The organism is Flavitalea plasmicola, assembly GCF_030546645.1.
GTDB lineage: Bacteria > Bacteroidota > Bacteroidia > Chitinophagales > Chitinophagaceae > Puia.
Map to the genome: position 1 here is coordinate 377,751 of NZ_JAUOTO010000003.1, position 12,362 is coordinate 390,112.

General features: G+C 54.7%; 9 protein-coding genes. 8 read left to right on the forward strand and 1 reads right to left on the reverse strand.

Annotated elements, in window-relative coordinates; translation table 11 throughout:
• Positions 1 to 2 precede the first annotated feature (2 nt).
• From nirD to Q4E93_RS11575, 3 genes are read left to right on the forward strand one after another with little or no spacing between them, the layout of a single operon-like run.
• The gene (nirD, locus tag Q4E93_RS11565; protein WP_303585316.1) at positions 3 to 344 is read left to right on the forward strand and encodes a nitrite reductase small subunit NirD; all 342 of its coding nucleotides are present in this window, start codon (positions 3 to 5) and stop codon (positions 342 to 344) included.
• Positions 345 to 352: 8 nt separating this feature from the next.
• Positions 353 to 1,303: a bifunctional molybdenum cofactor biosynthesis protein MoaC/MoaB gene (gene moaCB / locus Q4E93_RS11570; RefSeq protein WP_303585317.1), complete on the forward strand. Its 951-nt coding sequence runs from the start codon at positions 353 to 355 to the stop codon at positions 1,301 to 1,303.
• A gap of 2 nt (positions 1,304 to 1,305) precedes the next feature.
• Complete coding sequence (locus Q4E93_RS11575) at positions 1,306 to 2,490, forward strand: molybdopterin molybdotransferase MoeA (protein ID WP_303585318.1); 1,185 nt, start codon at positions 1,306 to 1,308, stop codon at positions 2,488 to 2,490.
• Here the strand turns inward: Q4E93_RS11575 and Q4E93_RS11580 are convergent.
• Entirely contained in the window at positions 2,480 to 3,199 is a 720-nt protein-coding gene (locus Q4E93_RS11580; protein ID WP_303585319.1) for a Crp/Fnr family transcriptional regulator, read from the reverse strand. The genes Q4E93_RS11575 and Q4E93_RS11580 overlap by 11 nt on opposite strands.
• Before the next feature lie 367 nt (positions 3,200 to 3,566).
• Here Q4E93_RS11580 and Q4E93_RS11585 point away from each other — a divergent pair, with 367 nt between their 5' ends.
• From Q4E93_RS11585 to Q4E93_RS11605, 5 genes are read left to right on the forward strand one after another with little or no spacing between them, the layout of a single operon-like run.
• Positions 3,567 to 5,066, forward strand: coding sequence for an alginate export family protein (locus Q4E93_RS11585; RefSeq protein WP_303585320.1), 1,500 nt, complete (start codon positions 3,567 to 3,569; stop codon positions 5,064 to 5,066).
• Positions 5,067 to 5,096: 30 nt separating this feature from the next.
• On the forward strand, positions 5,097 to 6,401 hold the full coding sequence (locus Q4E93_RS11590; protein ID WP_303585321.1) for a NarK family nitrate/nitrite MFS transporter: 1,305 nt from the start codon (positions 5,097 to 5,099) through the stop codon (positions 6,399 to 6,401).
• Positions 6,398 to 9,910, forward strand: a complete 3,513-nt coding sequence (locus Q4E93_RS11595) for a nitrate reductase (protein ID WP_303585322.1) — start codon at positions 6,398 to 6,400, stop codon at positions 9,908 to 9,910. The genes Q4E93_RS11590 and Q4E93_RS11595 overlap by 4 nt, the downstream gene beginning before the upstream one ends.
• The gene (locus tag Q4E93_RS11600) at positions 9,900 to 11,378 is read left to right on the forward strand and encodes a rubredoxin (RefSeq protein ID WP_303585323.1); all 1,479 of its coding nucleotides are present in this window, start codon (positions 9,900 to 9,902) and stop codon (positions 11,376 to 11,378) included. The genes Q4E93_RS11595 and Q4E93_RS11600 overlap by 11 nt, the downstream gene beginning before the upstream one ends.
• A 19-nt stretch (positions 11,379 to 11,397) precedes the next feature.
• The gene (locus Q4E93_RS11605; protein ID WP_303585324.1) at positions 11,398 to 12,360 is read left to right on the forward strand and encodes a GTP 3',8-cyclase MoaA; all 963 of its coding nucleotides are present in this window, start codon (positions 11,398 to 11,400) and stop codon (positions 12,358 to 12,360) included.
• Positions 12,361 to 12,362: the final 2 nt, after the last annotated feature.

Below are 12,362 nucleotides of genomic sequence, written 5' to 3' on the forward strand. Positions count from 1 at the left end.
ACATGGAATCAAATGCAAAATGGAGGCTGGCCTGCCAGGTAGAGGACGTGCCGTCCGATGGCGGGGCCTGCGTCAGCTTTGGGGACGAGCAGATAGCGATCTTTAATTTTTCCCGGCGCAATCAATGGTATGCGACGGAGAACAGGTGTCCCCACAAACAACAAATGGCCCTGTCCCGTGGAATGACAGGCAGCACGGGCGAACAATGCGAGCCCAAGGTGGCTTGTCCATTTCATAAAAAAACGTTTTCGCTGGTGACGGGGGAGTGCTTAAGCGGAGATGAGTATAAGATCAGGACTTATCCGGTGAAGGTAAAGGATGGGAAGGTGTATATTTGCGCATAAACCAGGACATGCGCGACATCTCCCACAAACAGATCACTCTCCGCACCGCCGACGCCATGGGCGTCCTCTTTTGTGCTCCCGCCACCATCGATCTCATCCGCAATGACCAGCTGCCGAAGGGCAATCTCTTCGATGTGGCCCGGGCTGCCGCCTTTCTTGGCGCCAAAAACACGCCGCAATTATTACCGCATTGCCATCCTGTGTCTATTGACGGCATGGACATGCAGTTTGAGTTCCTGGACAGTCTGGTCCACGGCGAACTGCTGGATGCCCCTGTTTTCACCCGTACGGGTATCCTAATCAGGGGACAGGCCCGCAGCATCGGGCGCACCGGCATCGAAATGGAAATATTGATGGGGGTATCCGTCGCGGCCCTGGAGATCTATGACATGCTCAAGCCGGTGGACAAGGAACTGGAGATCGGCCACATCCGTTTGCTGGAAAAAAAAGGAGGCAAGAGCGACAGGGAAAGGTACTTTGCCACACCCCCTTCCTGCGCTGTGCTGGTATGCTCCGACTCCACGGCAGCAGGCAAAAGAGAGGATAAAAGCGGAAAGATCATACAGGAGATGCTGGGCCTGGCAAATGCACAGGTGAAATATTACGATGTCGTGCCTGATGAAAAGTTACGCATCCAGGAGAAGATACGGCAATGGGTGGCGGAGGACATACAATTTATTTTTACCACAGGTGGGACAGGGCTTGGTCCCCGTGACAATACAGTCGGCGCGGTGAGGGAGATCCTGGAAAGAGACGCCGAGGGCATCACAGAAGCCATGCGGGCTTACGGCCAGATGCGCACACCCATGGCCATGATGAGCAGGGCCGTGGCCGGCTCCATCGCCCAAACGCTCATCGTCACGCTTCCGGGCAGCAGCGATGGCGCCCGGGAATCGCTGGAAGCCATCCTGCCTGCCGTCTTCCACGCGCGTAAGATGATGAAAGGAGGAGGGCACTGATCATGATAAGTTATAAGGAAGCCCAGGCAGTGGTGAGAGCGAAAGCCCATACGTTCGGGACGGATATCATTTCCCTGGACCAGGCTCAGGGACGTGTGCTGAGCACCGTAATACGCGCCGACCGGGATTATCCCCCTTTCAACCGCGCTTCCATGGATGGATATGCGATGCGCTGGGAAGATCTCCAGAAAGGCATCCTTGAATTCCAGGTAGTCGAGACTGTTTTCGCCGGCGCCGCCGCCACCAGGGACCTTCCGCCAGGCGCCTGCTACAAGATCATGACAGGCGCTCCTGTGCCTGCCGCAGCCAATGTGGTCATACGAAGGGAAGACACGGAAGAAAGGGACCGCACCGCACTGGTGCAGCGGATCCCCGACCGCCCGTTCCTCAATATTGCCCGGCAGGGAGAAGACCTCTCCCAGGGCGGGATCGTCATCGACCAGCCCTGTATTTGCGAACCGTCCATTGTGGGACTACTGGCATCCCTTGGACAAAATGAGCTGGCGGTCGCACGGCTGCCGCGGATAGCCATCGTTACCACAGGAAATGAAGTAGTACCCGTAGAGGCGCCGGTGGGACCGGCCCAGATACGGAACAGCAACCGCTGGCTGCTGCAATCTCTTTTAAAAAAATGGCAGATCGACCCCTGGTGCTATCAGCACGCACCCGACGACAAGGCATCCCTCAAAGCGATGCTGGAAAAAGCGCTCCGGGCCGATGTCGTTGTTCTTTGTGGCGGCGTTTCCGCAGGCGATGCGGATTACGTCCCCGAAATGCTGGAGGCTTCGGGCGTACATTGCCTCTTTCACAAAATGGCTATCAAACCGGGCAAGCCCGTCTGGTGCGGGACAACGGCTGAAAATACCATGGTCTTTGCCTTGCCAGGCAATCCATTTTCCTGTCTGGTAGGTTTTATATTGCTGATCCAGCCTTATTTACAGGCTTGTTTTGGCCTGCCCCTTCCGTCCCCGCTGAGCCTGCCCCTCGGCAGCTTTAAAAAGAAGCAGACGCCGCTGGATGAATTCTTCCCGGTACGCATACACGGAGAACCAGCCCATCTGCAGCTTGTTTCGCTGAATGGCTCCGGAGATATCCGCCTGGGCATGCAAGCCAATGCATTGGCCCTCCATCCGGCAGAGCGTCCGGACCTGGCCGCGGAAACCCCCGTAATGTATTTTAGTCTGTGATCGATTTTTGGCTCTGACCTTCCGATTCGCGGGTAAGCTCCTTCAGTTTGTGGGCATCCATCAGGGCGATGCTCTTACCTTCCGTTCGGATCAGCTGTTCTTCCGTGAACTCATTGATGATGCGAAAGACCGTTTCATAGGTAGTGCCTGCAAAAGAAGCCAGGTCCTGGCGGCTGAGGGATACGTCGATGAAGCCATTCGCGGTGACGCCAAACTTATCCTGCAGCGCGAGCAGCGCCTGGGCAATACGCCCCTTCACCTGCATATGGGCCAGGTTCCGCATCTTCCGCTCTGACTCCTGCAACTCATCTGCGAAGAATAACAGGAGCTGGTAAATGAATTCGTAATTCACCTTTAAGGCAGACTGGAAAAAATTCAGGTCGATATAGCACACCTGCACAGGCTCGATGGCGGTGGCCGAAATAGGGTAATACACATTGTGCCCCAGACCACGGTGCCCGAGAATATCCCCTTTTTGAGCAAACCGTATGATCAGCTCTTTTTCTTCTCCCCATTTTTTATGCACTTTTACCTTCCCGCTATACACGAAATAAATGCCTTTTACGGCTTCCCCCTCTTCGAAGATCAATTCCCCTTTCTTATAATGGAACGTTTTTCTATTGGCATCGACGGCAGGCAGCCATTCGGGAAGACATCTTTTGCACAGAAAGCAGCTTTTCAGATCACAGGTATGATTAATTTTCTTCATGTCCAGAGCTTTGCGATTTTGCCGGCGTAAAAGTAGGGTTGATTACCTACTATTCGCTACATTAAATAAATAAATATATGTTAGTTTGACTCCAAAATGATGGAAATAGAACATAAATATCTTATTTTTATGATACAAGTAATGTTTTTATAGATTAATAATTTTTAGACAGCCGATATATATTAAATGTAATTTAATTTAATATGTTTAAAAGCTGCTCCCGTCTACGATCGCTCTCCCCGTCTACGATTGCCTGCCGTGTGGAATACCGGCACTTACCGGTATATAAATAAAGCCCCGGAAGAGGTTCAGTCTATCCGAGGCTTGAAGGATAAAATGATGGCTCATTTTAAACCAAAACAAATTTATGATGAAAAAGAGAGATTTCATCGTCGCATCTGTACTCCTGGCATTTTTGGGAAAACCCTTCTCCGGACGGGCCCAATTTTCTCTGACAGGACAGCTGCGCACCCGCACCGAAGTTCGTGACGGCTATGGCACCCTGGAGACGAAAGGAAACACACCGGCTTTCTTCACCTCCCAACGGGCTCGCCTCAATTTCAATTATCGCTCCCCGAGAGTGATCTTCCAGGTTTCTTTACAGGATGTGAGGGTATGGGGCGCCGATGCCTCCACCATCAACAATGCCGACGGCAACCGGCTCAGCCTCCACGAAGCATGGGCAGACATTATCCTGGCCAATGTAAAGGATAGCGCCCTGCCCAAAAGCGCCGTCGAGTATTTCAGCATCAAGATCGGGCGCCAGGAACTGGTCTACGACGACCAACGGCTATTAGGCAACCTTGACTGGCTGCAACAGGCAAGACGCCATGACGCCGTCGTATTTAAATTGCTGCACAAAGGCTGGCAGGCAGACCTGGGGGCGGCATTCAATCAGAATTCGGACGCGGTGGGTTATAACGGCACCTACTATACGCCGGCAAACCTCCCTGCTTATGTGAAAGACAGTAAAGGGAACCTGGCCCCCACGCCCGCAGGACTGGTACCCCTGGCAAATGCGGCCGGTCTCAGCGCCAGGACGGGTACTCCGCTGCTGGCCAGCGCTGCCGGTACCAATGGGATGAACCAGGATTATAAATCCATGCAGTTCCTCTACCTGGCTAAAAAATTCAGCAGCACCCGGATCGCAGGTCTGGCGTTTGCCGACGAATTTGGAAAATACAGCCTCGACTCTGTGCGCAATATCGCCGGCGCGGACACCGGCTTTATATATGGCCGCCGCTTTTCCCACAGTGGGGTGAATGCCCGCCTCACCGCCGGCGCGCTGCTGACCAGCCAGCTGGACGCGCAAAAAGCATGGACCCTGCAGGCCGGCTACTACTACCAGATGGGCAAAAACAAGGACGGTATCAGCCTTGGCGCTTACACCACTACGTTATCCATTGCATATGCGAGGCAGACCCTTTCATGGACGGCCGGCTGGGATTATGTGGCCGGCGGCTTCGACCCGTTGTATGGCACGCCTCATAAATTCTGGGGGGCCATGGACTATTTCTATGCAGCCTCCGGCTCACCTGCCGCAGGCCTGAACAATCCTTTCCTGAAAGGGAAGTACACTTCGCCCGGGAAAAGGTTCAGCGCGGAGCTGGCCTATCATTATTTCGGGCTGGCAAACGATCAGAAGGATGCGAAGGGCAATGTGCTTTCCAGGTACCTGGGCAGCGAAGTGGACGCCACCTTCAGCTATGGCCTGAATAAGATCACCAACCTGGAGCTGGGAGCATCCTGGATGGCCGCCACGCACAGCATGGAATATGCCAAAGGCATCACCCCTGGCGCCGCCCGCCTGAATGCCAGCTGGGCCTACCTGCAGGTGAATATCCGCCCCGACTTTTTCAGCAAATAACAAGATACCTCCATCTATAAAATTATTCCGATGACTACTCCGACAACTAACCAACCCCTGAATTCCATCCGGCTTTTTTCGCTGGGAAGTATACAAATGCGTACTTTTCATGTTACATGGCTGATGTTCTTCGTATGCTTCTTCGGATGGTTCGGCCTGGCTCCGCTTATGCCGACGGTCCGCACCGACCTGGGGTTGTCCAAGGCACAGGTAGGAAATATCATTATCGCATCCGTCTCTTCCACCATTTTGGCGAGATTGATCATCGGCAGGCTTTGCGATAGCTGGGGACCGCGCAAGACGGCGGTACGGCTGCTGCTGGTGGGTTCCATACCCGTGTTCTTCGTAGGATTGGCGAAAGATTACACCACCTTCCTCATCTTCCGTTTTGCCATCGGCATTATCGGCGCCTCCTTCGTCATCACTCAATTCCATACGTCTATGATGTTTGCTTCCAGGATCAAGGGCACGGCCAACGCCATTACGGGCGGGTGGGGTAACCTGGGCGGCGGCGTGACCAACATGGTGATGCCCCTGATATTCGCAGCTATCGTCGGCTTTGGTTATACCAAGCATGAAGCCTGGCGCTATGCTATGATCGTTCCGGGCCTGATGATGCTCATCATCGCCTTTCTCTATCACCGCTATACGAAGGACACGCCTGCCGGCAATTTTAAAGACATCGGCCGCAGCGCATCCGCAGGCAAGACCGACTGGTCCGCCCTGGCCGACTGGAGAGTTTGGGCCCTTACGCTAGCCTATGGCTGCTGCTTTGGCATGGAGATCACTTTCGACAACGTTGCCTCTCTCCACTTTGTGGATTCTTTTAAGCTGTCTCAAAGCAGTGCGGGTTTCTGGGCCGGTATATTCGGATTTATGAACCTGTTTGCGCGCGCCCTGGGAGGTATCGTGTCCGACAGGATAGGGGGCCGCTGGGGGCTCCAGGGTAAAGGTTTCCTGTTGGCCGGCGTGCTGCTGCTGGAAGGCATAGGCCTCATCGCCTTCGCTTCTGCCGGAACTTTTGCGCTGGCCATCGCCTTTATGCTGTCCTTCGCCCTCTTTCTGAAGATGGCTAATGGGGCGACTTATGGTATTGTACCGTTCATCAATGAAAAGAACATCGGGCTTATCAGCGGCGTCGTAGGCGCAGGCGGTAACCTGGGCGGCATGCTTTTCGGATTTCTCTTCAAGTCGGAATCCATCAGCTACGTACAGGCTTTTACCTACATAGGCATCGCCGTTATAATCGTATCCCTGGTGATCCTGGCCACCCGCTTCCGAAGCGCAGCAGCGCCTTCCGGAGAATTAGCCAGGGTAGAAACGGCATTTTCATGAAACAAAGAGGCACATCCTTTTCCACTACTTGTTGTTACTGCGGCGTAGGCTGCGGTGTGACCGTGCATAAAGATAAGAAAGGGAATATCACCGTGCAGGGCGATGCCGCATATCCTGTCAACAAGGGCATGCTATGCAGCAAAGGACTCAACCTGCATTATACGGTCAACGACCGGAGCGACCGGCTCCTGCACCCGCAAATGCGCCCCAACAGGCAGATGCCGCTGCAAAGGGTAAGCTGGGACACGGCGCTGGACCGGGCTGCCGCGGTGTTCAGGACAATGATCGAAAAATACGGACCGGACTCCGTAGCCTTCTATATTTCCGGCCAATGCCTGACAGAAGAGTACTATGTCATCAACAAGCTGATGAAAGGGTTCATCGGTACCAATAATGTCGACAGCAATTCCCGCCTGTGTATGAGCAGCGCCGTCGCCGCCTATAAGAAGGCCCTGGGCGAGGACAGTGTCCCGGTGAACTATTCCGACATCGAACGGGCGGATTGCTTTTTTGTCACCGGCGCCAACCCCGCCTGGTGTCATCCCATCCTCTGGAGAAGGGTCGAGGCGCAAAAGGCTGCCAACCCCCATGTGAAGATCATCGTATCCGACCCACGGCAGACAGATACAGCCGCACTGGCGGATTGTTATTTGCCTATCCGCCCGGGCACGGATATTACCTTACACCATGCCATCGGCAGGATATTGATCGAACAGGGGGCCATCGATCCTGCCTTCATCCGGGATCATACGGAAGGGTTTACCGCCTACCAGCAGGCCGCCTTCCAGCGAACAGTGGCCGAGGCCGCCTTGCTATGTGGAATACCCGAAGAAAAGATATACCAGGCCGCCGGCTACATCGCCGATGCCAAAGGATTTATCAGCATGTGGACCATGGGGCTGAACCAAAGCGCGAGCGGAGTGGATAAGATCCTTTCCCTGATCAACCTTCACCTGGCGACAGGACACATCGGCAAGCCCGGTGCAGGGCCATTTTCCCTCACCGGTCAACCCAACGCCATGGGCGGCCGTGAGGTGGGAGGTCTGGCCAACCTGCTGCCGGCCCACCTGGACCTTGCCAATCCGGCGCACAGGGAAAAGATGCAGCAATTCTGGGGAGGCGCCGCCATCTCCCCTACGCCCGGGCTGACGGCTACGGAGCTATTCGAAGCCCTGGAGCAGGGCCGCCTGAAAGCCATCTGGATACTCGGTACGAATCCCCTGGTAAGCCTTCCCGATGTGCGGCAGGCGGAAGCTGCCCTCAGAAAAGCAAAGTTTGTCGTGGTGCAGGACATCAGCAATAAGCCCGAGACCCTGGCTTTCGCCGACCTCGTCCTGCCCGCGGCCGGCTGGGCGGAGAAGGACGGCACCATGACCAATTCCGAAAGGCGGATCAGCTATCTCCATAAGATCGTGGACCCTCCCGGCGAGGCGCTCCCGGATGCGGCCATCATTTGCCGCCTGGCCCGGAAAATGGGCTACCCGGGCTTTGACTTCCAGGATAGTGCGGCTATTTACCGAGAGTATGCGCGGCTGACGACCGGCACTTCCGTCGATATCAGTGGTCTTAGCCATGACGTGCTGCGCGCGGAAAGGTCGGTGCAGTGGCCGCGCCCGGCGGGAGATGCGCCGCAGGTCGTACCTGCCCCCTTTTCCGACCATCGGTTTTCCACCCCCTCCGGCCGTGCCATCTTCCATGGGGTAGCGGATACACTTTCCAGTGAGACGCCGGACGCTGATTTCCCCCTGATACTCACCACGGGCCGTATCCGTGATCAGTGGCATACGATGACCAAGACAGGAAAGGTCAATAAATTAAAGCAGCATATCGCACAGGCTTTTTTGGAAATACACCCGGAAGACGCCCGTGCCCTGCACATTGCCGATAATGACGTAGTGCTGGTACGATCCAGGCGTGGCGAAGTGCGGGTAAAAGCCCGGTTTTCCGCCGCCATCCGGAAAGGAGTGGTATTCCTGCCCATGCATTGGGGGAAGATCGTGGGCAATGACCTCAACAGAGCCAATAACCTCACCCATAACCTGGTGGACCCCGTGTCCAAAGAGCCGGATTTCAAATACTGCGCCGTCCACGTGGAGCGGTATAAAAAAAGAAAGGAAAGGATCGTCGTCATCGGGGCCGGCGCAGGCGCATTTGGGTTCGTCCAGTCCTACCGTACGTTGAATAAAGAAGACGAGATCGTCATCTTCAGCAAGGAGGACTTCCCTTTTTACAACCGCGTGCAGCTTCCGGATTACATCAGCGGCACACAAAGCTGGGAGCAGCTGATCAAGATGACGGATGAGGAAGAGCCCGAATATCACATACGGTTACATAGAGGCGTTAGTATAGAGTCGATCCACCGGGAAGAGAAATATGTGGTGGACTCCAGGGGCATAAAAACGTATTATGACAAGCTGATGCTGGCCACAGGCAGCAGGGCCGCGCTTCCGAAGAATGTTCCGTCCCTGGAAGGCATTTTCACCATGCGCAGCCGCACGGATGCCGATCGCTTTAAAGAGCTGGTACCCCCGGGGGGGCATGTGGTCATCGCAGGAGGAGGGTTGCTGGGATTGGAGATGGCGGCTTCCCTGCGGGAGATAGGAAGGCAGGTCTCCATTGTGCACCGCACCTCCCGGTTCCTGGATCGCCAGCTGGATGTCCTGGGCAGCCAGCTGTTGCATGAGGAGATGATCGACCAGGGCTGTGAGATATACTATAATGATGAAGTACAGCTGTTCTATGGGCATCCGCGGTTGACGGGCATACGTCTTAAAAGCGGCAGGATGATCGATTGCGATGCCCTGATCTTTGCCATCGGCACTATTCCCAACATCGAGCTGGCCATGGCGGCAGGGCTGCATTGCCAGCGGGGCGTCATCGTGAACGAGTACCTGCAGACCAGCGACCCGGACATCTATTCCGTCGGCGAGATCGCCGAGTTCAACGGGATGCTATATGGCTTCACCGCGGCCGCAGAGCAGCAGGCTGGCATATTCGCCCGGTACCTTAACGGAGATATCAGCGATTATTACAAGGGCAGCACGCTCATGAGCATCATTAAGATCCATGGCTTTGATCTCTGCAGCATAGGTATTCCCGACAGGCCCAACGAACACGAATATGAAGAGATCGTATTTATCGATCGCGCCCGCCGATACTACAAGAAATGCATCGTTCACCAGGATCGCCTGGTAGGGGCGATCCTCATCGGGGACAAGGATGAGTTCCTTGAATTTAAGGAGTTGATCGACGGGCGGATCGAGCTGAATGAGAAACGCCTCGGCCTTTTACGCAGCGGAGGAAAAATGGAGCCGGTGCTGGGCAGACTGGTCTGCAGCTGCAACAATGTCGGCAGCGGTAATATTGAAAATAAGATCGCATCCGGCTGTACAGAGTTGTCACAGCTTGCCATGGCTACAGGAGCAGGCACGGGGTGCGGGTCCTGCCGTCCGGAAGTGAAAAAGATATTGGAAAGGAAATTGCAGGAGATGAATATCCATGTTTCGTAAGAACTATATCGTCAAGATCAATCTTTCCGGCGGCATTGTCGCTGCGGGAGAGCTGTATGCCATCGTGTCGGCGGCAGAGCGGGCCCGGGTTGTCAACATGCAGCTGGGCACGAGACAACAACTTTTCTGCAAGGTGACGGATAAATACGGACCGGCATTTTTACAGGAGCTGCAGCAGGCGGGCGTCGCTTTCGAGGCAAATGAAGAACGGTACCCCAATATCGTCAGCTCCTATGTCACGGGGGGGATCTTCACTACACAAAGCTGGGTCAGCGAAGGCTTGTACAGGGATATTCTAGGAGCATTCGATTACAAACCCCGTTTGAAGGTCAATCTGGTGGAGCGCAACCAGTCTTTCGTGCCTTTCTTCACGGGCAATATCAATTTTATCAGCTCGGACATCGGCAACTATTGGTATCTCTACGTACGTTGGCCACAGGCGACACATATCCAGCCCTGGAAGGACCTCATCTGCTCGCAGGACATACCCCGTATCAGCCGTTTCATTGAAGAGGCTATCCTGCACGGATCAGTTCCTTCTATTGACGGGTTGTATGCGGCCATGCAGCACAAGGGACCCTTTGCTACGCAGCCGGTGCGATCGGCGCTGCAGAGCCCCTCTTTTGATCTTCCTTATTATGAGGGCTTTTCTCAATGGGGTAACAAGACCTGGTTGGGAATCTACCGGAGGGAGGAGTTATTCCCCGTGCCTTTCCTGAAGGACATTTGCCTGGTCTGCCTGGAGACCCGCGTCGGGCAATTGTATACGACGCCGTGGAAATCCCTGATCATCAAGGGTATCGAGGAAAAGGACAAAAATCTTTGGGAATATGTGATGGGGAAATACCGTATCAATCTCCGGCATGCCAGCAACGAGCTGAACTGGCAGGTGGAAGATCTGAATGAAGAGGGGCTGCGGCTGAAACGCTACCTGGTCCGTCAGTTCGACCTGGAAGATGTCCGTACGGAAGGCTTGTGCTTTGCCATTAAGACCCGGCCCAGGTCAGGTCTTTCGGGGTCTGTCATCATTCGCAAACAGGAAGTTGGGCGCTCCGATCAGCGGAAAGTGCTGGACCGCTACGATATTTTACATACGCCTGATTTCAATGCCAATTCAAAGGAATATATCCTTTACAGGGAAGGTCTGGAAAAAGAGAACCTGTTCGTCTATCTTGTTTCCCTCTGCAAATCATTTTACGAGCAGCAGAGCAGGAAAGAACCGGCCCCATTGCACAACTCTCTTTCCGGGGCAGGCGGTACGACATCTTCGCCTGCAGTGGGTGGATCTCCCGTTTTTCAATGCCGGCATTGCCTCACGGTATATGACGAGCAATACGGCGACCCGGCGGCGGGAGAACCTGCCGGCCGGCCTTTCGCACAAGTAGCCCCGGACTATGCCTGTCCCGTCTGCGGCAGCGGGAAATCCGATTTCCGTCTCATCGAAAAAACTGCCTTTATTAAGGGCTGACAATCGTAACTTTGGGTATATGGCAGTCATTCAGGATCAATATGGGAGAACGTTCAGGACGTTGAGGGTAAGTCTGCTCAACCATTGCAACCTGGGCTGCGTGTACTGCGTGGCGGGTGAAGATATCGTGAAAGCTGCTAATGCCGGAGGAAAGAAGGATTTGCTTTCCGTGCCCGCCTTGCTGGAGATCATCGGACGTCTGCACGGGCAGCTGGAACTCGGCACCATCCGTCTCACGGGAGGAGAACCTCTATTATATCCGGGACTGACAGCGCTCATCCGGGGCATTCATGATCTGGGTATACCGGCCATCAAGCTGACCACCAATGGGTTTCTTTTGGAGCGGCTGGCCATTCCTATGAAGGAGGCCGGCATGGCATCCGTCAATGTGTCCCTGGATGCCGTGGACGAAGATGTCTTTTACAAGATGAGCCGGCGTCACTCCGCTGAGCGGGTCATCCGCGGTATTGATGCGGCCCTGGAAGCCGGCCTGGATGTCAAGATCAATTCCGTCATCATGCGCGGCATCAATGACGGACAGATCCTGCCGTTACTGGATTTCGCCTTCTCCCGTCGTTGCAGCATCCGTTACCTGGAAGTGATGGCCATGGGACACCTCCACGACCAGGCAGAAAAATACCTGTTTTCTCAAAAGGATATACTATCCGTCATTGCCGCCCGCCACTCGTTCAGCTCCCTGGGTAGGGCCGGAGCGGCTACCGCCAGCTATTGGCGAACGGACGAAGGCCATCAGTTTGGGGTCATCGCCAACGAGACGGAGCCTTTTTGCAGGGACTGTGACAGACTCAGGCTGGACAGCAGCGGCCATATATACGGTTGTCTCAGCAGCAATCACCCTATACAACTGGACAATATGGAAGACGAAACAAAATGGGTGGAAAAATTACAGCAGGCGCTTCTGCAGAAACAGGCGTTACGATTTACGGGCAGCGATCTGAGCATGCTGTATATTGGGGGCTAGGC